The sequence below is a fragment of the Streptomyces sp. NPDC092952 genome, assembly GCF_044754785.1.
In the GTDB taxonomy this organism is placed as follows: domain Bacteria; phylum Actinomycetota; class Actinomycetes; order Streptomycetales; family Streptomycetaceae; genus Streptomyces.
The window spans coordinates 33,719-59,113 of record NZ_JBIVPT010000020.1; the positions used below are offsets into that span (position 1 = coordinate 33,719).

Genomic DNA, 25,395 nt, shown 5'->3' on the forward strand with positions numbered 1-25,395 from the left:
TGCCTGCGAAACCCACATTGAGATGATCACGGAGCGTGAGCCGCTGGCGCTGGGCTGCGGTGTCGGTGGGGAGCGGGATCAATATCATCCGACCGCCGGTCCTGTCCTGGCTTGGAGGGTTCTTTCTCCCCGTTTGATGATCGCCGGTGAAGATGCCCGCGCGGGCGTAGGTCTCCCGTGGTCATGTCGGCATGGGGATTGGGTGGGGCGACGGGAAATGACATCGATCGAGCGGACGGCGTATCCGCGGTTCAAGCGGCTGATCACCGCGCGTGAGCTGCATCTGTTCTTCTCGCCGAGCCGCGAGGAGGTGCTGTGGTCCCAGGAGCGGGCGGCCAGCGAGGACCATCAGCTGTCGCTTCTGCTGCTGCTCAAGTCCTACCAGCGGATGGCCCGGTTCCCGAGGTGGGACGAGGTACCCGAGATGGTGGTCGACTTTGTCCGGCAGGCGGTGGAGCTGCCGGAGGGCACCGTGGCGGGGCGGTACGCCTCGGTCCGCACGGCGGAGGCTCACCGCGTCCTGGTGCGCGGCCGGGTGGAGGGGGTGCGCTTCGATGCGGCCGGCGCCCGCCAGGTGGCGGAGGAAGTGATCCGGGCGGAGGCCGCGTCGAAGAACAACCCGGCGGACCTGATCAACGTGGCGCTGGAACAGCTCGTCCAGAAGGGGCTGGAGCTGCCGGGGTTCTCGACGTTGGACCGGATGGCGATGAGCATCCGCGCGGAGGTGAACGGCGACATCTTCACCCTGGTCGCCGGGCGGATCGAGGAGGACGAGCGCGCCGGCCTGCTGCGGCTGGTCACCGTGCTGGGGCTGGACCGCAAGACCATGTTCAACCAGCTGAAGAAGCCCGCTCAGCGGGCGACCTGGTCGAACATGAAGAAGCTGGCTGAGCACCGGAAGTGGGTGGATGGGCTGGGCGACACCGGCGCGTGGCTGGCGGGCCTGGCAGCGGCGAAGATCGCGGACTTCGCCGGGGAGGCGGAGGCGGCGGACGCGGGCGTGATGCAGGACTACGCCGAGGCCAAGCGGATCACGTTGATCGCGTGTCTGGTCCACAAGGCCCGGATGCGGGTGCGCGACGATCTGACGACGATGTTCACCAAGCGGGTGGCGATCAAGTCGAAGCGGGCCCGCACCGAGCTGGAAGAGATCCGCGGCCAGCAGCAGGCGATCGTGGAGGGCCTGGTCGCCAACTACCGCACCTTGCTGCGGCAGGTCGACACCGACGGGCCCGCGCAGACGGCGCGGGCGAAGGCCGGCGCGCTGACCAAGGAGACGCTGGACGCGCTGGAGGGCCTGGACGAGGAGTCGGGGGCCTCGGAGGTGAACCGGCGCCTCAAGCGTCGGGTCGCGGCGTCGTTCCTCAAGCTGGCCGAGGGGCTGATGGTGCAGTCCAACGGCCTGTTCAGCGTGACGTCGGTGGTGGACGACTTCGGCGGGTTCGGCGCCCAGTACGAGCAGATCGAGAAGGTCTCCGCGCACCACGGCGACAACTGGGAGGTGCTGCTGCACGGGCACCTGAAGGCGGACCGGGCGGTGATGCTGAACCGCTGGAGAGCCTGGACCTGGTGGCCACCAGCGAGGACAGCCGGGTGCTGGACGCCTTCAAGCACCTGCTGCGGTTCAGGAACTCCCGCGACTACATCCCGAAGCAGGGCCAGGACGACGAGGGCCGCGACACCGGGGTGGTCGACATCCGCTTTGCCACCCAGAACTGGCAGAAGATCGTCCGCGACCGCACTCGGCCGAGCTCGTACGTGCGCCGGCACTTCGAGGCGATGGTGTTTGTCAACCTCGCCGAAGAGCTGCGGTGCGGCGACGTCGCGGTCACCGGCTCGGAGGAGTACGCCGACTGGAGCCAGCAGCTGCTGGAGTGGCCACAGGTGGAGGCTGCATTGCCGGACTACCTGGTGGAGGTCGGGTTCCGGGAGCCCGGCGACGACAGCCCGTTCGACGCGGCGGCCTTCCGCACCCAGCTGCAGGACCGCCTCACCGCCGCGGCGGCAGCCGCCGACTCCGGTTACCCGGACAACGAGGGCCTGTTCATCGACCCGAAGACCGGGGTGCCGACGCTGGAGAGGTACAAGGCGGACGAGCGGCGCCCGAGCGCGGTGAAGCTGGAGCAGGCCATCAAGTCCCGCCTGCCCGAACGGTCCCTGCTCGGCATCCTGGCCCGCACCGCGTACTGGATCGAGTGGTGGAGGCGCTTCGGGCCGGCCTCCGGACACGACCCGAAGCTCAAGGACCCGTTCGGCCGCTACGTCATCACGACCTTCGTCAACGGCACCAACATGGGCCCCTACGACGCGGCCCGGCACATCAACGGGGTGAGCGGGCACGAGCTGTCCGCCACGGCGAACCGGCACTTCTCCATCGCCAAGCTGAACCAGGCGATCACCGACGTCGTCAACGCCCACGCCCAGCTCGACATGGCCCGAGCGTGGGGCGACGGCACGGCGGTGGCCGCCGACGGCACCCACATGGACACCTACCTGAACAACCTGGTCGCCGAGACCTCGGTCCGCTATGGCCGGCCCGGCGGGATCGCCTACCACCACATCGCCGACACCTACATCGCGCTGTTCACCCACTTCATCCCGTGCGGGGTGTGGGAGGCCGTCTACATCATCGAGGGGCTGCTGAAGAACGAGTCCGAACTGCAGCCGACCACGATCCACGCGGACACGCAGGGCCAGAGCTTCCCGGTATTCAGTTTGGCCCATTTGTTGGGGTTTGAGCTGATGCCGAGGATCAGGAACTGGAAGGACCTGGTGTTCTTCCGCCCGACCAAGCAGACCTCTTACGTGCACATCGACGCGCTCTTCGGCGAGGCCGGGCGCAACGTCATCGACTGGGACCTGATCGAGTCCCACTTCAAGGACCTCATGCGGGTCGCGCTGTCGGTGCGCGCGGGCAAGGTCTCCTCCGTGCTGCTGCTGCGGCGTCTGCGCTCGGGCTCGCGCAAGAACGCGCACTACACGGCGTTCCGCGAGGTCGGCCGCGTGATCCGCACGATCCAGCTGCTGCGGTACCTCACCGACCCGCAGATGCGCCGCCGCGTGACGGCCGCCACCAACAAGGTCGAGGCGTACAACGGGTTCTCCGAGTGGGTGCGCTTCGGCAACCGGGGCGTCATCACCGACAACGACCCCGTTGAGCAGGAAAAGGCGGTGAAGTTCAACGCCCTGCTCACCAACTGCCTAATCTTCCACAACACCCTGGACATCGCCGAGGCGGTGCGCGAACTGCAGGCCGAGGGCTGGAAGGTCGAGCCCGAGGACCTGGCCGAGGTCTCGCCGTACCTGACCGAGAAGATCATGCGGTTCGGCGAGTACTCAACCCACGAGCTCGACCTGGCGCCGGAGGCGTACGAGCCGCGCCTGGACGTCGACTTCACTAGGCTCGGCCCGGACACCGACAGCGGGCTACTCTCCTGAGAGCGCCCCCTCCGTCTGCGTGACGGCGAGTTGGACATCACCGAAGTAGGCCAAGTCCCAGGCTGCGACGCAGGTGGTGCCGGGCTGGTTGGGTCCTCCGGAGGAGATGCCAGGCCGATCCCACGGCCGGTCCAGGTACGGCGACCAGATGTGCGCACGAAGCCGGGGATCACGGACCGGGGCGAGGAGGCGGTCCCGCTCGTTCGCCGTCTCAGTCGGCAGTTCCCGCTCGCTCGAAAACAGGTCCGGCGGAAGCGCCAGGATCGCTGCTTCGTCAGGGCCGGGCCGCAGCCGGTCGGGGCCCTGCTTCCCGCGGATCGCGGTCAGCAGTGCGTCCCGGAGGGTGCCGTCGGTGACGACGCGGAAAGACACGCAGACGGTGAACGTGTCGTCTTCGAGACCAGACACGACGTCGGCCGGACCCAGGCCGTGCTCGGTGAGTACGGTGGCCAGCTCATCGCCGGTGACCGTGCGGCATGACTCGGCGACCTTGTTGGACTCGGGCCGTGCGCCGAACGCCCGCGAGAGAGCCGATTCCGCGGTGAAGTCGAAGTCGAAGACGGACCGGGCGAGGTCCAGGCTCCAGTCGAGGGCGAGACAGATCTGCAGCAGCGCGGGCCGGTCGCCGTCGTCGCCCGGCCCCCACGTTCGCCTCAGCGAGTCGGCGTCATCGAGCGTTCCCCACACCCATTGCTCGATGAGTGCCTTGTTGATGTAGTACAGGGCGTACTTGGCTTCGGGGTCGAAGCTGTCCACTGGCCTGCCGAGCAGCACAGAGAACGCTGACGTCAGATCCTGCTCCCAGAGATCGGTCATCTGATGATCCTAGTCGGGCGGCGCTCAAGCCCAAACGCCTCGTGGATCCCACAAATGACCCTTTCCGGGAGCAAGATCGGAAACGGCCGCCGGAGTCGGTCCGGATGCCCGATCGGTTCTCAGAACTCGTTCTCACTCAAGTGACGGCGGACCTTCGTTCTGGGAATGGTTTGTGAGAGGATTTCGGGCGTGACGGACCCTCAGGACACCATCGAGAGCGACGCCGACGACGTCGAGCGCCACGACTGCCCGCGCTGCGGCGTCCAGCCGGGATCGCCCTGCCGCTCGCGCTCGGGCGCGGTCGCCGGGATCTACCACACCGGCCGCTTCAAGAAGGTCGCCCGGCTCGCCAAGCTGCTGCGGGTGCCGACCCCGGCCGACCGCGGCCCCGGCCAGCCCTGGCGGCCCGGCACTCCGCCGCCGGCCGCGCCCGAGACGGACACCCCGGGCGCGGACATTCGCATCGGGTACGCCCGCTGCAGCCACCTCACCCAAGAGCTGCAGTCGCAGCTGGACGCCCTCAGCGCGCACGGCATCCCGCGCGACAAGATCTTCTCCGAGAAGATCAGCACCCGCATCCGGGTCCGCCCTCAGTTCGAGGCCGCGCTCACCCTGGCCCGCGAGATCAAGGCCCACGCCCCGCACTGCCGCGTGCTGTTCACCGTCTACGAGATGAAGCGGCTCGGCCGCGACGCCGCCGAGCTCACCGCGCTGGCCGACCACCTGACCGCCCACGGCCTGGTCCTGGAGATGCTGGCCGGCCCGCTGCCCGGCATCTACGACCCGTCCGGCCCCGGCCGGATGCTCTTCGGGTTCTTCGCCGCGATGGCCGAGACCGAGCGCGAGAGCATCCGTGAAGCCACCCTCGAAGGACTCGACGCCGCCGCCCGCAAGGGCAAGCACGGCGGCCGGCCCCCCGTCATCACCGACGACATGCTGCACACCGTGCTGCGGCGCCGGGCGAACGGCGAGTCCGTCGAGAAGATCCGCACCGACCTGATCATCCCCACCGGCAAGCGCAAGGGCCACAACCCCGGCCTGGCCAGCATCTACCGGGCGCTCGCCGAGCACGAGAAGCGCCAGGCGTACCCCGAAGCCGTCGAGCGAGCCCACGCCGACTTCGCAACCCTCCAGGCCGACTGACAGCGAGTCATCCTGCCTGGGATCAGCTCTGCAAGATCATCTCAATGTGGGTTTCGCAGGCATCTTGGCTCGACCCCTGCAGTGCCCGCTGGGCTCGGAGGACGTCTCCGTGCCTGTGCGTGGAGCGGGGCACACAGTGCGCCGAAACTTCCGTTGCCGAAGACGAGGACGGCCCACCAGCACTGTTCCTGGAGCTTCCGGGTGTGCCTTGTTGGAGCCCTGAGCATGGCCGAAGGAGCCGGGACCGCGTTACCGCGTATACGGACGCTCCTGAAAACGTCCCGGGACGTTTTCAGTTCAGTGCCTCGCGAAGCCCTCCAGAAGCGTGATCACACGTTCCGTGTCCGCCAGGTCCGGCAGCACCATGGACGCGCCGGCGGTGGCCAGTTCGTCGGCGCTGTTGATGCCCGACGCGACTGCGATGATCTCCGAGCCGGTGACGAGGGCAGCCTGGACGTCCCGGGGGGTGTCACCGATCAGCACGACTGGGACGTCCTCCCGCGCACCTCGCAGGAGTTGTGCCCGCTCGCGTGCGACCGCCACGAGGTCGGGCCGCTGCTCGGCATCGGCGCCATAGGCTCCGGCCAGGAGATCCAGCAGCGGATCGAGATCGAAGGCGGACAGCTTCACGCGAGCGTTGGCCGCGATATTGCCCGTCAGGACCGATGAGACCCAGCCGCGGCGCCCTGCCGCAGCCGTAAGTGCCGCGTATACACCTGGCAATACGGCACCTCGATGGCGCAGTTCTTCTTCACGCCCCGCACCAGCACGGGCGAGGGCAGCCTCGACAACGGGCCACTCAGGCTCCGCCACCCCGTGCTGCTGGAACATGCCGCGCATGATCAGACGATCCGTCCGGCCCTCCGTCTTCGCCGGTCCCGCCGGGGGGCGGCCCACGATGGTTGAGTATGCAGCGGCGTAAATCTCCTTGCTGACGCCGCCGTTCTCGATGAGTGTGTGGTCGATGTCCCACAGGACGATGAGCCGCATGGCGCCAGGGTAGGGATCTCCGACTTTCCCTGCACCGCAGGAACGTCCCAGAACGTCCTTGCCCGATCGCGCACACCTCCGATTGCATGACGTCTGTGAACGAGCGACTGCACTCCGTACTTGCCCAGCGCGGCGTCTCCCCCGAGTCGCTTGCCGCACTCTGCGAAGTTGACCCCAAGACCGTCGGCCGATGGCTTGGCGGGCGTGTCCCACACCCGCGTCACCGTTTTCGGGCCGCTCGGCACCTGCGGGTGGAAGAGTCCTTTCTCTGGCCCGCTTCACAGCCACCCAGCAAGCCCGTCTCCGTGCCAGGCAGCGAGCTGATCGGCACCTATGAGGATCGTGCCAGCGTCCCCCGGGACACGTGGCTCACCCTTCTCCAGGAGGCACGGGAGCAGATCGGAGTATTGGTGTTCTCCGGCACCTTTTTCGCCCAATCCAATCCCCAGGTCACTCGGATGCTCTCAGCGCGTGCCGCTGAAGGCGTTCGCGTGCGCCTGTGCTTCGGAGATCCAGGTGGCCGGGCAGTCGCCATCCGACGAAACGAAGAAGGTATCGGCGACACCCTTGCTGCCAAGATCCGTGCATCTCTCACTTACTACCGTCCGCTGCTCCCCGAGGCGGGCTGCGAAGTGCGGCTCCACGACACCACGCTCTACACATCCCTGTTCCGCTACGACGACCACATGCTGGTCAACCCGCATGTGTGGGGCCGACCAGCCAGCGCCAATCCCCTCCTGCACCTCAAGAAAGCCGACGGTGCAGGATGGTTCGACAGCTACGCTCAAAGCTTTGAAGCCGTCTGGGCCACCGCACGGCCCTGGACACCCGATCAAGAGGGGACCGCCGCACGTGGGCAGGACTGAGTACTACAACGACCCCGCCGCGCCGAAGGCGAACACCCTCATCCCCGCGAGCAATCTGCTTGTTGTCGACGACGATGGCGCCATCCTGCTCCAGCGCCGCCGCGACACCGGTCAGTGGGCCCTGCCTGGCGGAGCCCAGGACATTGGCGAGACGGCCGCCCAATGCGCAGTGCGCGAGTGCCTGGAGGAAACCGGCATTGTTGCCGAGATCACCGGCTTCCTCGGCGTCTACACCAACCCGAAACACATCGTCGCCTACACAGACGGCGAGATCCGCCAGCAGTACGAGAACACCTACATCGGACGTCCCATCGGAGGGGCACCCACGATCAACGAGGAAGCCGACGGCGTCCGCTTCGTCCAGCCCGCAGACCTCGATCAGTACGACATCCACACCAGCATGCGTCACCAGATCGGCGACTACCTCGCCGGCACGTACCCCTACCTCGGCTGAGCCATCCGCTCCGATTCCATTCGGGCCACCGCCGCGAAGATCTCCGGTGACGCCCGAAGGATGAAACGTCCCACGATGCTGTCCGCCCCGTAGCGACCTTTGATCTCGGCCACCCGCTCCTTGGCAGTGGTCGGATGCCCGTCAGGTGCCGTCGTCATGTCGCAGTACACGAGCGCGTCCACGAGCAGAGACTGCTCCAACAAGGGAAACTCGTTCTCCAGCACCCCTCTCAGCCTTCTCTCCTCGGCCTCCAACAGTGCGAACGAGTGGTTTGCAACCAACCGAACCAGCCGCTCGCCCGCGCCATGCTCGTCGCGCAGGAACCGGGCCCCGTCGAGCGGATGGAAACCTGTATCCACCAGCCGAGGCGCGTAGCCCACGTCGTGCAGCACCGCTGCGGCAGACAACAACTCAGTGTCGTCCGCCAAGACAGTGCCCAGCTCGGAGGCACGCGACGCTACTCCCTGGGAATGCGCCCACCGGCGGGGAAGTACCGTGCTGAGCTCCTTCTCGGCAATCTGCCTTGCCCACGCCAACGTAGTTTTCTCCACGGTTTGTTCGATGCCCAGCCAGGCTGAGACCACTCTCATGCCAGGACTCCGAAACGCCTGCAGCCAGCCACCGATGAGGGCCGAGCCGCAGCCAACCGATGGAGTGCTGTGTCCCTCCTTCCGCCCGTCACTCTGTCGTGCAGCCATGCGCACGCCGCCTTCCCCTTCCCCGGTTCGGTCAGCATGAGAGCGAAGGTATGCCGGAGCCGACGGACAGTGCGTCGGCCCCGGTGTGTGCATGGCCGTCGGTAGAGGCCGGTACATCGATGGGCGTGGACGGCAGGAGCGCAAGAGACCCTACGAGAGGCCGCGCTCGGCGTTCTGGAAGCCTCGGCCGATCACGGGAACCCTGCGTAGGCAGGTACCGTACGGCGGTCGTCTGGGCCGAGGCGGCTGGCCCGGGCCGGGGCGACACCCCACCGCCGTACCGCGTCACGCTGTGCGACCGTTCGGTGCCGCCGGGACGGCATCCGGAGGCGGGGGCCGCGTAAATCCGACATGGTGTAGGTGGGATCTCACCGTGTCCAGGCGGGACAGTCATGAAGCAACCAGAGATCGATTACCGGGCGGTGTTCCAGGCGCTTCCGGGGGCGGTGGCCCTGCTGACCCCGGAGCTGTACTTCGCGGACGTCAACGGGCAGTGGCTGCGCATGGTCGGCCGCAGCCGGGAGGGCGTGATCGGCCACTACATGCCCGACGACTACGCCGACGCCCCGAACCACCCCAACGCCGCCGTGGCACGCAACATCGGGGAATCGCTGCACCGGGTGGCGAGGACCGGCAGGACCGAGACCATGGAGTTGCAGCGGTTCGACCCGACGGGGCCCGTCGTCCGGCCCCGGACGGTGGAGACGCGCTTCTGGAGCATCACCAATATCCCCGTCCCCGACGCGGACGGACGGGTCGCGATGCTGCTGCACCGGGTGGCGGACGTCACCGAGCTGATCCAGGCCCGTGCGGTCGCGCTGAGCCTCCAGGAGGCGATGCTGCCCGCCCCGCGGGCGATCGGGCACCACCGGGTCGCCGTGCGTTACCGGCCCGCCGTCCGCGCGCTGGAGGTGGGCGGCGACTGGTACGACCTGGTGGAGCTGCCGGGAGACCGGCTGGGGGTCGCCGTGGGTGACGTGGTCGGTCACGGACTGTCGGCGGCCACCGTCATGGGGCAGCTGCGCAGCGCGCTCAGTGCCGCCTCCCGCTCCTTCGGGGGCCCGGCCCGCGCCCTGGAGATCCTGGAGCTGTACGCCGACTCCGTCGTGGGGGCCGAGAACACGACGGTGGCCAGCGCGGTCGTCGACTGGGACGCCCACCACATCACGTACAGCGTCGCCGGTCACCTGCCGCCGGCCCTGCTACGGGGCGACGGCACCGTGGAGTTCCTGGACCGGGCCACCGATCCGCCGCTCGGCGCCCGCTGCGACCCGGGGCCCTGGCCGCAGGCGACGGTGTCCTTCACCGAGGGCGCGTTCCTCGTGCTGTACACCGACGGCCTGATCGAGCGCCGGAACGAGGACATCGACACCGGGCTCGACCGGCTCGCCGCCTCCCTCACCCGCCACCACGGGGCCGGGGCCGAAGCGCTCGCCGACGCGCTGCTGGCGGATCTGCTGCCGACGACGGGCGCCGACGACGACACGGCCCTCGTCATCGTCCCGCTGTAGGCGCCCGGCCGTGCGCGCCGCGCCCCCGCGCCCCGGGGCCGTCCGCCGGCCCCGGAACGCGGAACGTGGAGCGCGAGAGGTCTACTCGGGCGCCTCGATCGTCACCGGCTTGCCCAGGTCGTAGAAGTGCTGCGTGGACGTGCTCATCACGCCGCCCGCCCGGGACTCGGCCTGCCCGCCGTAGGGCGTGAAGTCGTCCCCGAACCAGAGAATGTGCTCGCGCACGGCCGCGCCCATGAACGTGTACGGCTTCTTGTTCACGATCCGCCACGCCGTGACGTCCTCCCCGTTCTCCAGGGAGAGCACGGGCCGCTCCTGCTCGACGGTCCACTCCGGGGCCGACGCGATCATCTGGGCCGTCATCTGCGGATCGGCGAGCGCGCGGTAGAGCTTCCCGGTGGCGGCCACGATCTGCTCCTGCGGGTCACTGCTGTTCTTGTCCCCCTTGACCCACTTGCCGAGCCCCGGCGTCTTGATCCACTCCTCCTCGCCCTTGAAGACGTACGACTTCTCCCCCTCCGGCCCCGTCATCGACCCGGCCAGCGCGGACTCGTCCCCGAAGAGGAACCGCGACGTCCCCGACTCGTCCCCCGACTGCACGGCCTCCGTCCCCGATCCGTATGCCTTCAGGGCGGCCACCAGGCACTTCGACAGGGCCGAACCGGCCAGGGTCGTACCGCCCTTGAGCTGGAGGCCGTCGCACTCGGACGGGGTGGCGAAGGCCGGTGCCGACGCCTTCGGGCTCTCGCTCCCGTTCCCGGGCTGGTCGGACGACGATTCCGAACGCGTCGGCTCGACCGACCCGTCCGACGAGGAGCAGCCGGCCAGGAGGCCGACGGCGAGGAGGGTTCCTATGCACGCGTAGGGGCGCGGACGTACAGGTCTCATGTTGTTCGAACTCCACTGGTCACGGACGACCCGCGACCGCGGACCGTCTTATGGGCTCTCGCAAGCGATTTCACAGCCCCGCACCACCGGTTGTGAAGGTGTTCGCCCCACGGGCCGCGGGTGCGGGCCCTCAGATCCTAACGACCGGGGCAGACACCCCATTTCGCCCGCTGACCCGGCCATGCCGGCCGGTGATCCGTCAGAATCGGCACATGCTGAGAGTCGGATCGGTTGTGCTGGGTGTTTCGGATGTGCGGCGTGCGGCGGCGTTCTGGACGGAGGCCCTGGGATACGTCCCGCGCGAGGAGGCGGCGGACGACTGGGTGGTGCTGGTCCCGGCGGACGGGCCCGGGGTGCAGGTGGCGCTCGGGCTGAGCGAGTCACCGGTCCAGGAACATCCGCGCGTCCACCTCGACCTGTACGCCGCGGACGCGGCCGACCAGGCCGCCGAGGTCGAGCGGCTGGTCTCCCTGGGAGCCCGGCACGTCGACTGGGACCTGTACCCGGACGACCCCGACTTCGTCGTACTCGCCGACCCGGACGGCAACCGGTTCTGCGTCATCGACACCAGCCACGGCTGAGACCCCGGCGGTGTGGGACGCCTCGGCCGTTCACCGTGGGGAAGGATGGACGGCCGAGGCGCCCGGTACGGTGCTCAGGCCGGGTACAGCGCTCTTGCGGCCTCCTGGATCTCCAGGACGGTCCTGACGAACTCCTCCGGGCCACCGCCCCATGGGTACGTCTGCATGTGGTCGCACGGCCTCGACGCGCGCAAGCACCTGCACATCGCGGTCCAGCCGGTGACCGCTGAGGTGCGGGCCCGCTACGGCGGGCTGCGCTCCGAGCAGCTCCAGGCCCGGATGCTGGCTGACGGTGACGAGCCGGACATCACGGAGGTCGAGCAGTTCTGCGAGCAGGCTCGCGAGCTGTTCCGGGCGATTACCGACAGCAGCCCCGAACACCGCAGCTGATCACGCCCTCAACGTGAGGTTGGAAAAGGCTCCGTGTGTTCGCAGCCCTGAGGAAGCAAGCCGTGTTCGGAGCCACCGCACGGAAGAGATCGAGGCGGCGCGCGGTCGCCTCCGAGGGATCTGACGTATGTTGTCCAACCGTCATCGTGCACCGTCGGGGCTGATGGGCGTCGGAGTCCGGGCAGGACGGGAAACGCGCTCGTCGGTCAGGGGGGCAAGGACCTCTCGAGGTCGCCGGATCGGTCGCGGGTGAATGCCTGGTGCGGGAAGGCAATGATGAGGAGATGACCGCTGGTTCACGTGCCCTGTCATTCGATGTGGCCGCTGCTCAGTACGCGGCGAGCCGACCTTCGTACCCGGCCGCGCTCGTCGATTCCATCGAGGAATTCGCCGGCTGTCGTCTGGCGGGTGCCCGGGTCGCGGATGTCGGTGCGGGGACCGGAATCGCCACCGCGCTGCTGCGGGAGCGGGGCGCCGGTGTGATCGCTGTCGAGCCGGGTGAGGCCATGGCCGAGGAGTTGCACCGGGCGCTTCCGGGCGTGCCGGTCCTGAGGGGGGACGGCAACGCGCTCCCGCTGGCCGATGCCTCCTTCGACCTCGTCACGTATGCGCAGTCATGGCAGTGGACCGACCCCGGCCGGTCCGTTCCGGAGGCGTTGCGAGTCCTACGAGCGCGCGGTGCACTGGCGATCTGGTGGAACACCACGGCTTTCGACGTGCCATGGATCCGCGAGCAGCACGAGCGCATCGCGCGTCACTGCGGGGTGAGGCCGAGGTCCGCGGTGCGCCCTTCGGACAGCGACGCCATCCGGCTGGCGGGTCTGACGGGGCTGCGGGTTGCTCGTCGCCACGTGCGCTGGAGCCGCACGGTCTCTCTGGAAACGCATCTGGCCAACATCGGCAGCCGTTCGGCGTTCCTCGTTCTTGACGAGGCCGATCGTGACGCGTTCTTCGTTGATGAGCGTGAGCGGCTGGGCGGGGCATTCCCCGGCGGAGAGGTGGAGGAGAGTTACGTGGTCGACCTCCTGGTGGCGCTCCGCCCTGAAGGCTGTCCGGCAAAGGGCTCATAGGGCTCGTGGGGCGTGGGGTGCCTGAAGGCGGCGACGCCGAGTGAGTCGATACCGTGGAGCCGTTCATCGCGGTAGGGGGCTGGGGGATGAGTGGGTCGCAGCAGGCTTCCTGTGGAAAATGCGGGTGATAAGGATCTATGTCTCTTCATCGAGCCGTACGGTGAGGACTTCTATCTGAAACCCGGAGAGGTCTTCACGGTCGCGCCTGAAGCCGAGGGGATTGATGTCTGGTTCTCCACCCTCGTCTGGGAGGGAGGCGTCACGGTGTGGCCGTATGAGGACGGCGACCCGACGAAGATTGTCCTGGAGTGCACAGTGACCGACGTCAACGGATCCCGGCTGGAATGCGGTCACCAGAGGCCACCGAAGCCGGCCGGATCCGACGTTGCCGTACTGGACTGACACCCCAGGTCACTCGGTCACTCGGGCATGCGGTCAGCGCTCCAGGGCCTTCTTGACCTCGGCGGGCGGCGGGTTGGTCAGGGTGGATCGTTCGCCGTTCGTGCCGAGGACGATCACCGTCGGCACGGTCTCGTTGCCGTCGTTGGCGGCCCGCACGATCGCGGCCCCGGCCGGGTCGCGCCAGATGTTGACCCAGTGCATGCGGTGGGCGCCGCGGCCGAGCCGGAGGCGCAGGCGCATGCAGTACGTGCAGCCCGGGCGCCAGAAGACGATCGGCCGGCCGTCGGCCTCGGCGCGGCGTTCCGCCTCCTGCGCGTTGACCGACCGGGGGAAGACCAGCGGCGAGTTCACGGCCGCGAGCGCCAGGAAGACCAGCAGGACGACGACGGCCGTGCCGGGGCTCCCCTTGGACGTGGGCCCGGCCGCGGCGAGTGCGCCGCAGAGGGCGAGCAGTGTCGGCAGGGTCCATACGCGCGTCATGGTGCCGCAGGCTATCGGCGGGCCGGTGCGTCCCGGGAGCCGGGCCGCTCCCCGGCGGGGCCGGAGCGGCGGGTAGCGTCTCGCCCATGGGACCGGAACATCCCCTCGTGCGCGAGGTCTTTCCCGAATTCGCCGGTGAGCTGGTGGCTCTTCTGGAGGCGGAGGGGGAGAGCGATCTGGCGATCTGCGCGTGGGACCTCCGCCTGGTGGCGGAGTGCGGCTGCGACGACGACGCCTGCCAGAGCTTCCGCACGGAGCCGCATCCGGACGGGCAGCCGTACGGCCCGGGGCACCGGTGCGTACCGCTCCTGCCGGAGAAGGGGATGCTCACCCTGGACGTCGTGGACGGGCGGATCATGTACGTCGAGGTGCTGGGCGGGGAGCCCCTGCGGAGCACCGCCGAAGGTGCCGAAGGGCGCTTCGTTCTGCACCGGTTCAACGGGGACGAGGTGTACGGCCTCGACGAGGCCGTGGTGCGCGTGATCCGTTCGTACGACGGGGACGGAGAGGGCGGCGGCGGCCACGAGGTGACGGTGTGGTTCGAGGCGTCGGCCGCTTCGGACGGCGCGCGGCGCTGCGCCGACACGGCGGAGGCGGGGATGGTGCCGTCCGCCGAGGTCGGCGTCGGGATGACGGCGGCCGAGGCGGAGATCGACCGGCTGGTCGGGCGTACGTTCCTCATGCCCGGTGTGCCCGAGGGCGAGGACTCGGCCCTGTCCCTCCTCTACTACTTCGAGCACGAACCGCTGCGCGACAACCGGATCACCGTGGTCGCGCGGGTGGGCGACCGCCTCCGGCTGCGCTGGACCGGGGAGTGCTGCGACGTGAACTTCTACGACGGCAGCAAGCCCCCGGCCCGGATCGAGATCGAGGGCGACTTCCGGTACCGGGGCCCGGGCGACTGACCCGGCCGGAGAGGCCGGTGAGCCGCCCGGACACCCGCGAACGGGCGGAGACGGGCGGAGACGGTCAGACGTGGTCGGCGGCCGGTTCGGGCGGGCCGGCCACGCCGACGCAGGCCTCGTTGCCCTCGGGGTCGGCCAGCACCCAGTTCGACGGGGCGTCGGCGTCGTTCACCAGACGGCCGCCGGCCGCGAGCGCCGCGGCTATCCGGGCCTCGGCCTCGTCGTACGGCACCCACACGTCGACATGGACCCGGTTGCGCTGCGGGCGCGGTTCGTCCATCCGCTGGAAGTAGAACGGTGCCCCGCGGCGGCGCGGGTCGATCAGGTCCTCGCCGCTGTTCGCGCGGTCCCGGTAGCCGAGCAGGGCCCGCCAGAAGGCCACCACGGCGGGGCCGTCGAGGGCGTCGACGGTGACCTGGACGGTCTGGACGGCGGACGGGTCGGCCGTCAGCCCCAGCGCGCGGGCCGCGGCCGAGATCCGCCGGGCCTGCTCGACGTGGAGCCCGGTCAGCCCGTAGTAGTCGTCCGTGACCGTGATCAGCCGTACGGTCACGCCCTCCCGCCGCACGTCGACGTCCGGGTGGCCGTCCTCGGACCCCGGCAGTTCGGCGATCGCCTGCACGAACCGAGCGCCGGCCGCGAACGATCCGGTGCGGAAGTACGCACACGCCCCCTCGCCCACGACGCGCCAGTCCGCCACACCGGCGGACTCGTGGAACCGCCGCGGCCTGATGCGCGCCGCCCCGCTCTCCGTATGAGTCATCCGCCCAACGTAACGCGCGGGTCCGACAACGCCCGTCACCGGGCCGCCCCTCCGAACCCCTTGTCTGATGCGGCGTCAGGTACGACGATGGCCCCGCACCCCGTCATGTGACGGTGTGTCAGATTCGCTCGGGAGGAGGCCGTACGGTGCCGATATCGACCGCCGGGCCGCTGTCGTACGGGATGCAGCTGCCGATCCAGTCGCAGAGCACCATCTACGCCGAGGGGTGGGAGGCGGCGGCCACGGTGGCCGATCTCGTCGAGATCGCCCGGACCGCCGACCGCACCGGCTTCGCCTATCTGGCGAGCTGCGACCACGTCGCGATCCCCCGGCGGCTCGCCGGGGTGATGGGCACCGTCTGGTACGACCCGGTCGCCACGCTCGCCTTCCTCGCCGGGGTCACCGAGCGGGTCCTGCTGATGAGCCATGTCGCGGTGGTCGGGCTGCGGCATCCGCTGGCCACCGCGAAGCAGTACGCCACCCTCGACCACCTCAGCGGTGGCCGGCTGGTCCTCGGGGTCGGGGCCGGGCACGTGAAGGAGGAGTTCGAGGCGCTCGGGGCGGACTTCGAGGGGCGGGGCCGGGTGCTCGACGAGGCGGTCGACGCGCTGAAGGCGGCGCTCGGGCCCGAGGAGTACCCGGAGTTCGCGGGGGAGCGGTTCGCCTTCTCCGGGCTCGGTCAGCTGCCGCGCCCGGCCCAGGGGCGGGTGCCGGTCTGGGTGGGCGGTTCCTCGCCGGCCGCCGTGCGCCGGGCGGCCGTACGGGGCGACGGCTGGCTGCCGCAGGGCGACCCGAGGGAGAAGCTGCCCGCCCAGATCGCCCGGTTGAAGGAGCTGCGCGAGGCCGCCGGGGTCGAGGAGCCGATCACCGTCGGCGCGATCACCGAGCCGCTGTACGTCGGTGAGCCGGGCTGGTCCGTCGGGCGGCGCACCCTCACCGGCGGGCCGGAGGCCCTCGCCGATTCGCTGCGCGCGTACGCCGCGATGGGTGTCCACCAGATTCAGGTGCGGTTCCGCAGCCGGAGCCGTGGCGAACTCACCGACCAGATGGCGGCGTTCGCCGCCGAGGTCGCGCCCCACCTCGACAAGTAGGCGCGCGGCGACCCGGCGGGCGGCCGCGCTCCAGGGCGTGCTCCATCCGCGGCCGGCGGTCGTGTCCCGGTCCGGCCGGCGGTCTCGCTTCATCCCGACACGTAGACGCACTCCGTCCCGACGAGGAGTCGTACCCCATCTCGACAAGCAGGAGGGCCGGACATGGGCAAGCTGGACGGGCGGACCGTGGTCATCAGCGGCGCGGCGCGCGGGCAGGGCGAGCAGGAGGCGCGGCTGTTCGCCGCCGAGGGGGCCAGGGTGGTGATCGCCGACGTGCTCGACGAGCAGGGCGAGGCGCTGGCCGAGGAGCTGCGGGGCGAGCTGGGCAAGGACGCCGCCCGCTTCGTCCACCTGGACGTGAGCCGGGAGGAGGACTGGCAGTCCGCGGTCGCCTTCGCGAAGGACGCGTACGGGAGGATCGACGGGCTGGTCAACAACGCGGGCATCCTGCGCTTCAACGAGCTGGTGGACACGCCGCTGGCGGAGTTCCAGCAGGTGGTGCAGGTCAACCAGGTGGGGGCGTTCCTCGGGATCCGGAACGTGGCGCCCGAGATCGCGGCCGCGGGCGGCGGGACCATCGTCAACACCGCCTCGTACACCGGGCTGACCGGCATGGCCTACGTGGGCGCGTACGCCGCCACCAAGCACGCCGTGCTCGGGCTGACCCGGGTGGCGGCGATGGAGCTGGCGCCGAAGGGGATCCGGGTCAACGCCGTCTGCCCCGGGGCGGTGGACACCGCGATGACCAACCCGGCGGCGCTGGACCCGTCCGCCGACCCGGAGGCGTCGAAGGAGGCGGTGGCCGAGCTGTACCGCAAGCTCGTGCCGCTGGGCCGGATCGGGCGGCCGGAGGAGGTGGCGGCCCTGGCGCTCTTCCTGACCTCGGAGGACTCCTCGTACATCACCGGGCAGCCCTTCGTCATCGACGGCGGCTGGCTGGCGGGGGTCAGCCTGTTCTGACCGCCCGGAAGCGTATCTGACGCAGCGTCAGGTATTGACGGGTACGGGTGCCGGTGGAACAGTCGGACGCATCACGATCTGACGGAGCGTCAGAAACGATTGAGGACGGTGAACTCCCTTGGAATTCGGACTCTTTGTACAGGGGTACGTGCCTGCCGCGCGGGCCAGGGTCGACCCGGAGGCGGAGCACAAGGCGCTGATCGAGGAGACCGAGTACGTCATCCAGGCGGACAAGTCCGGCTTCAAGTACGCCTGGGCCTCCGAGCACCACTTCCTGGAGGAGTACTCGCACATCTCGGCCAACGACGTGTACCTGGGCTACCTCGCCCACGCCACCGACCGCATCCACCTCGGCTCGGGCATCTTCAACCCGCTCGCCCCGGTCAACCACCCGGTGAAGGTGGCCGAGAAGGTCGCCATGCTCGACCACCTCTCCGAGGGCCGCTTCGAGTTCGGCTCCGGGCGCGGGGCCGGGAGCCACGAGATCCTCGGGTTCATGCCGGGCATCACCGACATGAACCACACGAAGGAGCTGTGGGAGGAGACCATCGCCGAGTTCCCGAAGATGTGGCTCCAGGACGAGTACGTGGGCTTCCAGGGCAAGCACTGGTCGCTGCCCCCGCGCAAGATCCTGCCCAAGCCGTACGGGAAGTCGCACCCGGCGATGTGGTACGCGGCCGGCTCGCCGTCCTCGTACGCGATGGCGGCGAAGAAGGGGCTCGGCGTGCTGGGCTTCAGCGTGCAGAAGGTCTCCGACATGGAGTGGGTCGTCGACTCCTACAAGAACGCGGTGAAGGACGCCGAACCCGTCGGGGACTTCGTCAACGACAACGTCATGGTCACCTCCACGGCGATCTGCGCCGAGACGCACGCCAAGGCCGTCGAGATCGCGGTGGGCGGCGGGCTGAACTACCTCCAGTCGCTGCTCTTCCGCTACCACGACACCTTCCCCCGCCCCGAGGGCATCCCCGAGTGGCCCGAACTGCTCCCGGAGTACACCGAGGAGATCATCGAGCTGCTGATCGCCGAGGAACTGATGATCTGCGGCGACCCGGACGAGGTGCTGCGCCAGTGCAAGCGGTGGGAGCAGGCGGGCGCGGACCAGCTGAGCTTCGGGATGCCGATCGGGATCGGCCGGGAGGACACCCTGAACTCGATCCGGCTGATCGGTGAGCACGTGATCCCGGAGATCGACACGGACCCGGTGCACCGCACGACCCGGTTCCGCAACGCGGCGTAACCGTACGCGGCTGCCGCGCACGCCCGGGCCGCGCACGGCCCGGCCGCGCTCGGCAGCCGTACGTCCATGACCAGCGGCGTCTTCCCGGACCGCCGCTCCGTGGGGCCGGGGTGCGCACCGCGGCCGTGCGCACCCCGGCCGCAACACCTCCCCCACGCGTTCCGGAAGACCGCAGAAGCAGAAGGGAAGCCCGTCCATGCTCGACCACCTCATCCGCGGAGCGACCGTCGTGGACGGCACCGGCGGGCCCTCGTACCGCGCCGACGTCGGCATCCGGGACGGCCGCATCGCCGTCGTCGCCGAGCCGGGAACGATCGCCGAGACCGCCGTGACCAGCGAGGACGCCACCGGTCTCGTCCTGGCGCCCGGCTTCGTCGACCCGCACACCCACTACGACGCCCAGCTCTTCTGGGACCCGTACGCCACCCCGTCGATGAACCACGGCGTCACCACCGTCGCCGGCGGCAACTGCGGCTTCACCCTCGCCCCGCTCCACCCGGACCGCCCCGAGGACGCCGACTACACCCGCCGGATGATGGCCCGGGTGGAGGGCATGGCCCTCAAGGCGCTGGAGGAGGGCGTCGAGTGGAGCTGGTCCAGCTTCCGCGAGTACCTCGACGCGCTGGAGGGGCGGATCGCGGTCAACGCCGGGTTCATGGTCGGGCACTGCGCCCTGCGCCGCCACGTCATGGGCGCCGACGCGGTCGGCGGGCAGCCCACCCCCGCCCAGCTCCACGCGATGCTCGCGCTCTTCCACGACGCGATGGACGCGGGCGCCTGGGGCCTGTCCACCACCCAGTCCTCCACCCACGCCGACGGCGACGGGCAGCCCGTCGCCTCCCGGCACGCCGGGCCCGAGGAACTCCTCGCCCTGTCCCGGGCGGTCGGCGAGCACGAGGGCACCCAGATCGAGGCGATCGTCGCGGGCTGCCTCGACCAGTTCTCCGACGAGGAGATCGAGCTGCTCGTCGACATGACCGCCACCGCCGGACGCCCGCTGAACTGGAACGTCCTCACCATCGACGCCGCCGTCCCCGAACGCGTGCCGCGCCAGCTGGTGCCCAGCGAACGGGCCCGCCGGGCCGGCGGCCGGATCGTCGCGCTCACCATGCCGATCCTCACCCCGATGAACATGTCGCTCGGCACCTTCTGCGCCCTGAACCTGATACCCGGCTGGGGCGAGATCCTGGCCCTGCCGGTCCCCGAGCGCATCGAGCGGCTGCGCGACGCGGAGACCCGGGCCGAGATGCTGCGCCGCGCCCAGAGCAAGGAAGCCGGTGTCTTCCGCCGCCTCGCGGACTTCGCCCGGTACGTCATCGGCGACACCTACAGCGCCGCCAACGAAGGGCTGACCGGCCGCGTCGTCCGCGACATCGCCGCCGAACGCGGCCAGGACCCCTTCCACTGCCTGGTCGAGATCTGCGCCGCCGACGAACTGCGCACGGTGCTGTGGCCGATGCCCACCGACAACGACCCGGCCTCCTGGGCACTGCGCCGCGAGACCTGGGAGCACGAAGACGTCATGCTCGGCGGCTCCGACGCGGGCGCCCACCTGGACCGGATGTGCGGCGCCCCGTACACCACCCGGTTCCTCGGCGACTGCCTGCGCGGGCGGAAGCTGGTCCCGCTGGAACGGGCCGTGCGGATGCTCACCGACGACCCCGCCCAGCTCTTCGGGCTCCGCGACCGGGGCCGGATCGAGGAGGGCTTCCACGCCGACCTCGTCCTCTTCGACCCGGAGCGCATCGACGCCGGGCCCGCCACCCTCGTCCACGACCTGCCCGGCGACTCCCCGCGCCTGGACTCCAGGGCGATCGGGATCGTCTCGGTCCGGGTCAACGGGGTCGAGACGCTGCGCGACGACAAGGTGACCGGCGCGGTGCCCGGCACGGTGCTCCGCTCCGGCCGCGACACCCGGACGGTGAGCACCGCATGAGCGACGGTACGGACGGCAGGAAGCGGCGGCTCCTCATCGGCGGAAGCTGGGTCGAGCCCGAGCACGGCCACTACGAGGTGATCGACCCGGCCACCGAGCAGGTCGTCGGCCTCGCCCCCGAGGCGAGCCGCGCCCAGGTGTACGCGGCGGCCGCCGCCGCCCGGGAGGCGTTCACCACCTGGTCCCGCACCCGCCCCGAGGAGCGGGCCGCGATCCTGGACCGGGCGGCCGGGCTGATCCTGCGCGACCTGGACGGCAACACCGCGCTGGCCCGCGCCGAGAGCGGCGCCACCACCGGGACCGCCCGGGGCATGCAGGTCGCGGTGGGCGCCGCCCGGTTCCGCCGGTACGCGAAGGGGGCGCTGGAGCCGGTCGAGGAGGCGGTGGCCCCGCAGATCAACGAGGCCGGGCCGATGGGCCGGGCGGGCGTCTTCGGGGCGATCGCGGTCCGCCAGCCGGTCGGCGTCGTCTCCTGCATCACCTCGTACAACAACCCCTGGGCCAACCCGGCGGGCAAGGTGGCCCCCGCGCTGGCCATGGGCAACACGGTCGTGGTGAAGCCCGCCCCGCAGGACCCGCTCTCCGTCTACCGGATGGCCGAGGCGCTCCAGGAGGCGGGCGCCCCGCCCGGCGTCGTCAACGTCGTCACCGCCTCCGGCCCCGAGGCGGGCGAGGCCGCCGTCGACTCCGGGGACGTCGACATGGTCAGCTTCACCGGCTCCACCTCGGTCGGACAGAAGATCGCCGAGGTGTGCGGGCGGTCCATGAAACGGCAGTTGATGGAGCTGGGCGGCAAGGGCGCCGCCGTCGTGCTGGAGGACGCCGACCTGGACGCGGCGGCGGCCGGCATCGGCACCACGTTCTCCTTCTACAGCGGCCAGATCTGCACCGCCCCGACCCGGGTGCTCGTCCAGCGCGGCGTCCACGACGCCCTGCTCGCCAGGCTCGCCGCCTACGCCGGACACCTGAAGGTGGGCGACCCGGCGGTCCGGGGGACGGTGGTCGGCCCGGTGATCTCCGCCGCCCACCGGGACCGCGTCGAGTCCTACGTCGAACTGGGCCGGAAGGAAGGGGCGCGGGTCGTCACCGGCGGCGAGCGCCCGGCCGGGCCCGACGGGCGCGGCTTCTACGTCGCCCCCACCCTCCTCGCCGACTGCACCAACGACATGCGGGTGGTCCGCGAGGAGATCTTCGGCCCGGTCGTCGTGGTCGTCCCCTTCGACGACGAGGACGAGGCCGTCGCGCTCGCCAACGACAGCGACTACGGGCTGATCGACTACGTCTGGTCCTCGGACGTGGCCCGCGCCTTCCGGGTCGCCCGGCGGCTGCGCGCCGGAGGGGTCGGGATCAACACCGTCGGACGGAACATGGAGGCCCCGTTCGGCGGGTTCAAGCGGAGCGGCGTGGGCCGCGACGTCGGCTCGTACGCCCTGCACGCCTACAGCGAACTCCAGTCGATCGTCTGGCCCGGCTGAGCCCGCTCCCGTGATGTCCGGACGGCCCCGGAGAGGGGAGTGCCGGACATCACGGGAAACTTTGAAACCCCATAAAACGGGCATGGCTGCGGGAACCGTACGGCGCTGCGATCTCGACTTGGCCTTGCATCGGAAGGCCGAAATCGCGTGTACCCTTCAATTAAATCCTGCGACGCCGAATCGTCGCCCAAAATTCAAGGATGAGACGGCGAAGTCTCACCCCCGAAATGTGGAAATCGCAGGGTTTATCGTCCTTTTCATGACTCAGCTGGACGTGCGGCCACGGGCCGGAGACTCGGCACGGAGCACCGCTCCGGCCGACGGGGGCGTGCGGGGGAAGGGGCTCGGCGGGAACTCCGTCGGGCTGATGGGCAGTGCGGTGATCGGTATCTCCACCGTCGCCCCGGTCTACTGCCTCACCTCCACCCTCGGCTCCACCGCCGGTGAGGTCGGGCTCCAGATGCCGGCCGTCTTCCTCGCGGGCTTCCTGCCGATGCTGCTCGTCGCCTTCGCGTACCGCGAGCTGAACAAGGCGATGCCGGACTGCGGCACCTCCTTCACCTGGACGGTCAAGGCGTTCGGGCCGAAGCTGGGCTGGATGTGCGGCTGGGGCCTGGTGATCGCGACGATCATCGTGCTGTCCAACCTGGCGGGCGTCGCCACCTCGTTCTTCTGGCTCCTCGCCGGGGAGGTCACCAACAGCGACGCGATTGCCGCACTCGATGACAACAAGGCCGTCCACATCGTGACCTGCCTCGCCCTGATCGCGGTCGCCACGGCGATCAGCTACCGGGGGATGACGGCCACCAAGGGGCTCCAGTACGGCCTGGTGGCGCTCCAGCTCGTGGTGCTGGCGCTGTTCGTGGTGATGGCGGTGCAGAAGGCGAAGAGCGGGGCGTTCGCCACCTCGATGGACTTCTCCTGGTCCTGGCTGAATCCGTTCGCGGTGAAGTCCTTCGCCACGTTCACCGCCGGCCTCTCCCTGTCGATCTTCATGTTCTGGGGCTGGGACGCCTGTCTGACCGCCAACGAGGAGACCGTCGGCAGCGAGAAGACCCCGGGCCGGGCCGCGCTGATCGCGATGGTCGTGCTCGTCGGCTCCTACCTGGCGACCGCGGTCGCCGCGCAGATGGCCGTCGGCTCGGGCACCACCGGCCTGGGCCTGGCCAACTCCGACACCTCGGACAACGTCTTCGCCAGCCTCGCGGGCCCGATCATGGGGCCGGGCCTGGGCGTCCTGCTCTTCGTCGCGGTGCTCGCCTCGGCCGCCGCGAGCCTCCAGACCACCTTCATCCCGGTGGCCCGCACGGTCCTCGCGATGTCCACGTACGAGGCCCTGCCCGCCTCGTACGCCCGTGTCCACCCGCGGTTCCGCACCCCGGGGAAGGCCACCATCACGGCGGGCGTCGCGACCGGCGTCTTCTACACGGTCATGACCCTGGTCAGCGAGCACGTCCTGGTCGACACGATCTACGCGCTCGGCCTCATGATCTGCTTCTACTACGCGCTGACCGCCTTCGGCTGCGTCTGGTTCTTCCGCGCCGACCTGACCCGCTCCTTCCGCGACCTGGTCTTCAAGGGCCTGTTCCCGGGCGTCGGCGGCCTCCTGCTCACCGCCGTGTTCGGCAAGACCCTCTACGACATGTGGAACCCGGCGTACGGCTCCGGCTCCTCGGTCTTCGGGGTCGGCTCGGTCTTCGTCATCGGGGTCGGGCTGCTGGTGCTCGGGGTGGTGCTGATGCTGGTGATGCAACGGCGCAGCCCGGCGTTCTTCCGCGGCGAGGTCCTGACCCGCGAGACGCCCTCGCTGGTCGTCGAGGACTGAGTCCGCTTTCCGCCGCTGCGGGCCGTGGGTGGCCGGAAATAATCCGGTGCGCGCGGCCCGGGGCCGGGTTACGGTTCCCGGCATGTTCTTCATGTTCCAGATCTACGGCTGACACGGGGCGGGGCACGTCCCCCGCCCGGCCCGATCGCGCCCCCGCGGTGTTTCGTCCCCGCGCGGCCGGTGCATCGGGCTGTCGTGTCTTCATCCACCACGGATATCCGCCACGGATCTGAAACGAGTGATCTCCCATGTCACGTATCTCCCGTCGCCGTGCCCACATCGCGATGATCGGCATTCCGGCCGTCAGCCACGTCCTGCCCAGCCTGGAAGTCATCCGTGAGCTGGTCGCCCGGGGCCACCGGGTGACGTACGCCAACGCCCCGGCCGTCGCCGAGCTGATCGAGGCCACCGGCGCGGAGTTCGTCCACTGCGACTCCCTCCTCCCGGTCGCCGACAACGACTGGCCCGAGGACCCCATCGGCGCGATGGGCGTCTTCCTCGACGACTCCGTACAGGCCCTGCCGCGGCTGCGGGCCGTCTACGACCCCGACCCCGCCGACCTGTACCTGTACGACATCGGCGCCTTCGCCGCGCGGGCCCTCGCCGAGCGGCAGGGCCGCCCCTTCATGCAGCTCTCCCCGACGTACGTGGCCTGGGACGGCTACGAGGAGGACGTCGCGGCCCACGTCTGGGCGCTGCCGGGCGCCGACGAGTACCGCGCCCGGTTCGACCGCTGGCTGGCCGGGTGCGGGGCGACGACCACGAAGATGGAGGTCTTCTGCGGCCGCCCCGAGAACACCCTGGCGACGGTTCCGAGGGCGATGCAGCCGAACGGCGACCGGGTCGACACCAGCACCGTCACCTTCGTCGGCCCCTGCTTCGGCACCCGGGTGCAGGACGGCGACTGGACGCGTCCGGCCGGTGCGGAGAAGGTGCTGCTGGTCTCGATGGGGTCGGCGCTCACCCGGCTGCCCGGGTTCTACCGCCAGTGCCTGGCCGCCTTCGGCGACCTGCCGGGCTGGCACGTGGTGCTCCAGATCGGGAAGTACACCGACCCGGCGGAGCTGGGTGAGATCCCGGCCAACGTCGAGGTGCACTCCTGGGTGCCGCAGCTCGCGATCCTGGAGCAGGCCGACGCCTTCGTCACCCACGCGGGCATGGGCGGCAGCAGTGAGGGGCTCTACTCCGGCGTACCGATGATCGCGGTGCCCCAGTCGGCCGACCAGCCGACCAACGCCGACCGGCTGGTCGAGCTGGGCGTGGCCCGCCGCATCGACACCGAGGACGCCACCGCCGAGGCGCTGCGCACGGCGCTGCTGGAGCTCACCGCCGACCCGGAGGTGGCCAGCCGCTCGGCGCGGCTGCGGGCCGACGCGCGGGCCGAGGGCGGCACCGAGCGGGCCGCCGACCTGGTCGAGGAGATGCTCGACCGGGGCGACGGCCTGAGCTGACGGCCCGGACCGACGGCCTGAG

At 70.1% G+C, this 25,395-nt stretch carries 24 protein-coding genes; 18 read left to right on the forward strand and 6 right to left on the reverse strand.

From position 1 onward, the window contains the following. Positions 1 to 22: 22 nt before the first annotated feature. Both ACIQGQ_RS31580 and ACIQGQ_RS31585 read left to right on the forward strand, forming a co-directional pair. The gene (locus ACIQGQ_RS31580; protein ID WP_402402295.1) at positions 23 to 2,116 is read left to right on the forward strand and encodes a DUF4158 domain-containing protein; all 2,094 of its coding nucleotides are present in this window, start codon (positions 23 to 25) and stop codon (positions 2,114 to 2,116) included. After that, positions 2,113 to 3,438, forward strand: a complete 1,326-nt coding sequence (locus ACIQGQ_RS31585) for a transposase (RefSeq protein ID WP_402402512.1) — start codon at positions 2,113 to 2,115, stop codon at positions 3,436 to 3,438. The genes ACIQGQ_RS31580 and ACIQGQ_RS31585 overlap by 4 nt, the downstream gene beginning before the upstream one ends. Here ACIQGQ_RS31585 and ACIQGQ_RS31590 read toward each other — a convergent pair. Next, positions 3,427 to 4,254, reverse strand: coding sequence for a hypothetical protein (locus tag ACIQGQ_RS31590; RefSeq protein ID WP_402402298.1), 828 nt, complete (start codon positions 4,252 to 4,254; stop codon positions 3,427 to 3,429). The two genes, ACIQGQ_RS31585 and ACIQGQ_RS31590, sit on opposite strands and share 12 nt — an antisense overlap. Positions 4,255 to 4,443: 189 nt before the next feature. Between ACIQGQ_RS31590 and ACIQGQ_RS31595 the strand changes: the two genes are divergently transcribed. Further along, a complete protein-coding gene (locus tag ACIQGQ_RS31595) occupies positions 4,444 to 5,397 on the forward strand; it encodes a recombinase family protein (RefSeq protein WP_402402301.1) in 954 nt (317 codons plus the stop codon). 297 nt (positions 5,398 to 5,694) lie between these two features. Here ACIQGQ_RS31595 and ACIQGQ_RS31600 read toward each other — a convergent pair whose 3' ends face one another. Then, the gene (locus tag ACIQGQ_RS31600; protein ID WP_402402304.1) at positions 5,695 to 6,387 is read right to left on the reverse strand and encodes a haloacid dehalogenase-like hydrolase; all 693 of its coding nucleotides are present in this window, start codon (positions 6,385 to 6,387) and stop codon (positions 5,695 to 5,697) included. Between the two features lie 95 nt (positions 6,388 to 6,482). Between ACIQGQ_RS31600 and ACIQGQ_RS31605 the strand changes: the two genes are divergently transcribed. Beyond that, positions 6,483 to 7,253 (forward strand): XRE family transcriptional regulator, encoded by a 771-nt coding sequence (locus ACIQGQ_RS31605; protein WP_402402307.1) that lies wholly within the window; start codon positions 6,483 to 6,485, stop codon positions 7,251 to 7,253. After that, positions 7,240 to 7,707: an NUDIX hydrolase gene (locus ACIQGQ_RS31610; RefSeq protein WP_383919933.1), complete on the forward strand. Its 468-nt coding sequence runs from the start codon at positions 7,240 to 7,242 to the stop codon at positions 7,705 to 7,707. Before ACIQGQ_RS31605 ends, ACIQGQ_RS31610 begins: the two co-directional genes overlap by 14 nt. Here ACIQGQ_RS31610 and ACIQGQ_RS31615 read toward each other — a convergent pair. Next, positions 7,695 to 8,297, reverse strand: a complete 603-nt coding sequence (locus tag ACIQGQ_RS31615) for an HD domain-containing protein (RefSeq protein WP_402402310.1) — start codon at positions 8,295 to 8,297, stop codon at positions 7,695 to 7,697. The genes ACIQGQ_RS31610 and ACIQGQ_RS31615 overlap by 13 nt on opposite strands. A 500-nt stretch (positions 8,298 to 8,797) precedes the next feature. On the opposite strand from ACIQGQ_RS31615, the gene ACIQGQ_RS31620 reads away from it, so the two are divergent. Continuing rightward, complete coding sequence (locus ACIQGQ_RS31620; RefSeq protein WP_402402312.1) at positions 8,798 to 9,916, forward strand: PP2C family protein-serine/threonine phosphatase; 1,119 nt, start codon at positions 8,798 to 8,800, stop codon at positions 9,914 to 9,916. A gap of 81 nt (positions 9,917 to 9,997) precedes the next feature. Here ACIQGQ_RS31620 and ACIQGQ_RS31625 read toward each other — a convergent pair whose 3' ends face one another. Beyond that, positions 9,998 to 10,804: a hypothetical protein gene (locus ACIQGQ_RS31625; RefSeq protein ID WP_402402315.1), complete on the reverse strand. Its 807-nt coding sequence runs from the start codon at positions 10,802 to 10,804 to the stop codon at positions 9,998 to 10,000. A gap of 212 nt (positions 10,805 to 11,016) precedes the next feature. Between ACIQGQ_RS31625 and ACIQGQ_RS31630 the strand changes: the two genes are divergently transcribed. The 4 genes from ACIQGQ_RS31630 to ACIQGQ_RS31645 all read left to right on the forward strand — a co-directional run bounded on the left by ACIQGQ_RS31630 (position 11,017) and on the right by ACIQGQ_RS31645 (position 13,247). After that, positions 11,017 to 11,385 carry a VOC family protein gene (locus ACIQGQ_RS31630; RefSeq protein ID WP_402402318.1) on the forward strand — a complete coding sequence of 123 codons (369 nt, stop codon included), beginning with the start codon at positions 11,017 to 11,019 and terminating at the stop codon, positions 11,383 to 11,385. A 165-nt stretch (positions 11,386 to 11,550) separates the two neighbouring features. After that, positions 11,551 to 11,775, forward strand: a complete 225-nt coding sequence (locus ACIQGQ_RS31635) for a hypothetical protein (RefSeq protein ID WP_402402321.1) — start codon at positions 11,551 to 11,553, stop codon at positions 11,773 to 11,775. Between the two features lie 284 nt (positions 11,776 to 12,059). After that, positions 12,060 to 12,845 (forward strand): class I SAM-dependent methyltransferase, encoded by a 786-nt coding sequence (locus tag ACIQGQ_RS31640; protein ID WP_402402324.1) that lies wholly within the window; start codon positions 12,060 to 12,062, stop codon positions 12,843 to 12,845. 90 nt (positions 12,846 to 12,935) lie between these two features. Further along, complete coding sequence (locus ACIQGQ_RS31645; protein ID WP_402402327.1) at positions 12,936 to 13,247, forward strand: hypothetical protein; 312 nt, start codon at positions 12,936 to 12,938, stop codon at positions 13,245 to 13,247. 33 nt (positions 13,248 to 13,280) lie between these two features. Here ACIQGQ_RS31645 and ACIQGQ_RS31650 read toward each other — a convergent pair whose 3' ends face one another. Beyond that, on the reverse strand, positions 13,281 to 13,727 hold the full coding sequence (locus tag ACIQGQ_RS31650; RefSeq protein ID WP_402402330.1) for a hypothetical protein: 447 nt from the start codon (positions 13,725 to 13,727) through the stop codon (positions 13,281 to 13,283). Positions 13,728 to 13,813: 86 nt separating this feature from the next. Here ACIQGQ_RS31650 and ACIQGQ_RS31655 point away from each other — a divergent pair, with 86 nt between their 5' ends. Then, a complete protein-coding gene (locus ACIQGQ_RS31655; protein ID WP_402402333.1) occupies positions 13,814 to 14,632 on the forward strand; it encodes a hypothetical protein in 819 nt (272 codons plus the stop codon). A gap of 64 nt (positions 14,633 to 14,696) precedes the next feature. On the opposite strand, the gene ACIQGQ_RS31660 is transcribed toward ACIQGQ_RS31655, so the two are convergent. Next, positions 14,697 to 15,395: a VOC family protein gene (locus ACIQGQ_RS31660; RefSeq protein ID WP_402402336.1), complete on the reverse strand. Its 699-nt coding sequence runs from the start codon at positions 15,393 to 15,395 to the stop codon at positions 14,697 to 14,699. A gap of 146 nt (positions 15,396 to 15,541) precedes the next feature. Between ACIQGQ_RS31660 and ACIQGQ_RS31665 the strand changes: the two genes are divergently transcribed. From ACIQGQ_RS31665 to ACIQGQ_RS31695, 7 genes are all read left to right on the forward strand, one after another. Continuing rightward, the gene (locus tag ACIQGQ_RS31665; protein WP_402402339.1) at positions 15,542 to 16,486 is read left to right on the forward strand and encodes an LLM class F420-dependent oxidoreductase; all 945 of its coding nucleotides are present in this window, start codon (positions 15,542 to 15,544) and stop codon (positions 16,484 to 16,486) included. Positions 16,487 to 16,648: 162 nt separating this feature from the next. Then, a complete protein-coding gene (locus ACIQGQ_RS31670; protein ID WP_402402342.1) occupies positions 16,649 to 17,446 on the forward strand; it encodes an SDR family NAD(P)-dependent oxidoreductase in 798 nt (265 codons plus the stop codon). A 118-nt stretch (positions 17,447 to 17,564) separates the two neighbouring features. Beyond that, the gene (locus ACIQGQ_RS31675; protein ID WP_366297628.1) at positions 17,565 to 18,686 is read left to right on the forward strand and encodes an LLM class flavin-dependent oxidoreductase; all 1,122 of its coding nucleotides are present in this window, start codon (positions 17,565 to 17,567) and stop codon (positions 18,684 to 18,686) included. A 196-nt stretch (positions 18,687 to 18,882) separates the two neighbouring features. Continuing rightward, positions 18,883 to 20,622 (forward strand): amidohydrolase family protein, encoded by a 1,740-nt coding sequence (locus ACIQGQ_RS31680; protein ID WP_402402345.1) that lies wholly within the window; start codon positions 18,883 to 18,885, stop codon positions 20,620 to 20,622. Continuing rightward, positions 20,619 to 22,097 carry an aldehyde dehydrogenase family protein gene (locus ACIQGQ_RS31685; protein ID WP_402402348.1) on the forward strand — a complete coding sequence of 493 codons (1,479 nt, stop codon included), beginning with the start codon at positions 20,619 to 20,621 and terminating at the stop codon, positions 22,095 to 22,097. The genes ACIQGQ_RS31680 and ACIQGQ_RS31685 overlap by 4 nt, the downstream gene beginning before the upstream one ends. Positions 22,098 to 22,356: 259 nt before the next feature. Beyond that, positions 22,357 to 23,922 carry an APC family permease gene (locus ACIQGQ_RS31690; RefSeq protein ID WP_402402351.1) on the forward strand — a complete coding sequence of 522 codons (1,566 nt, stop codon included), beginning with the start codon at positions 22,357 to 22,359 and terminating at the stop codon, positions 23,920 to 23,922. 248 nt (positions 23,923 to 24,170) lie between these two features. Then, positions 24,171 to 25,373, forward strand: a complete 1,203-nt coding sequence (locus ACIQGQ_RS31695) for a macrolide family glycosyltransferase (RefSeq protein WP_402402354.1) — start codon at positions 24,171 to 24,173, stop codon at positions 25,371 to 25,373. Positions 25,374 to 25,395: the final 22 nt, after the last annotated feature.

What these genes read in the sequence shown, in the direction of transcription:
- ACIQGQ_RS31580 (WP_402402295.1), top strand. Translation starts at nt 23, where the DNA reads ATGATCACGGAGCGTGAGCCGCTGGCGCTGGGCTGCGGTGTCGGTGGG.
- ACIQGQ_RS31590 (WP_402402298.1), bottom strand. Translation starts at nt 4,254, where the DNA reads ATGACCGATCTCTGGGAGCAGGATCTGACGTCAGCGTTCTCTGTGCTG.
- ACIQGQ_RS31600 (WP_402402304.1), bottom strand. Translation starts at nt 6,387, where the DNA reads ATGCGGCTCATCGTCCTGTGGGACATCGACCACACACTCATCGAGAAC.
- ACIQGQ_RS31615 (WP_402402310.1), bottom strand. Translation starts at nt 8,297, where the DNA reads ATGAGAGTGGTCTCAGCCTGGCTGGGCATCGAACAAACCGTGGAGAAA.
- ACIQGQ_RS31620 (WP_402402312.1), top strand. Translation starts at nt 8,798, where the DNA reads ATGAAGCAACCAGAGATCGATTACCGGGCGGTGTTCCAGGCGCTTCCG.
- ACIQGQ_RS31625 (WP_402402315.1), bottom strand. Translation starts at nt 10,804, where the DNA reads ATGAGACCTGTACGTCCGCGCCCCTACGCGTGCATAGGAACCCTCCTC.
- ACIQGQ_RS31630 (WP_402402318.1), top strand. Translation starts at nt 11,017, where the DNA reads ATGCTGAGAGTCGGATCGGTTGTGCTGGGTGTTTCGGATGTGCGGCGT.
- ACIQGQ_RS31635 (WP_402402321.1), top strand. Translation starts at nt 11,551, where the DNA reads ATGTGGTCGCACGGCCTCGACGCGCGCAAGCACCTGCACATCGCGGTC.
- ACIQGQ_RS31640 (WP_402402324.1), top strand. Translation starts at nt 12,060, where the DNA reads ATGACCGCTGGTTCACGTGCCCTGTCATTCGATGTGGCCGCTGCTCAG.
- ACIQGQ_RS31650 (WP_402402330.1), bottom strand. Translation starts at nt 13,727, where the DNA reads ATGACGCGCGTATGGACCCTGCCGACACTGCTCGCCCTCTGCGGCGCA.
- ACIQGQ_RS31655 (WP_402402333.1), top strand. Translation starts at nt 13,814, where the DNA reads ATGGGACCGGAACATCCCCTCGTGCGCGAGGTCTTTCCCGAATTCGCC.
- ACIQGQ_RS31660 (WP_402402336.1), bottom strand. Translation starts at nt 15,395, where the DNA reads ATGACTCATACGGAGAGCGGGGCGGCGCGCATCAGGCCGCGGCGGTTC.
- ACIQGQ_RS31670 (WP_402402342.1), top strand. Translation starts at nt 16,649, where the DNA reads ATGGGCAAGCTGGACGGGCGGACCGTGGTCATCAGCGGCGCGGCGCGC.
- ACIQGQ_RS31680 (WP_402402345.1), top strand. Translation starts at nt 18,883, where the DNA reads ATGCTCGACCACCTCATCCGCGGAGCGACCGTCGTGGACGGCACCGGC.
- ACIQGQ_RS31685 (WP_402402348.1), top strand. Translation starts at nt 20,619, where the DNA reads ATGAGCGACGGTACGGACGGCAGGAAGCGGCGGCTCCTCATCGGCGGA.
- ACIQGQ_RS31690 (WP_402402351.1), top strand. Translation starts at nt 22,357, where the DNA reads ATGACTCAGCTGGACGTGCGGCCACGGGCCGGAGACTCGGCACGGAGC.
- ACIQGQ_RS31695 (WP_402402354.1), top strand. Translation starts at nt 24,171, where the DNA reads ATGTCACGTATCTCCCGTCGCCGTGCCCACATCGCGATGATCGGCATT.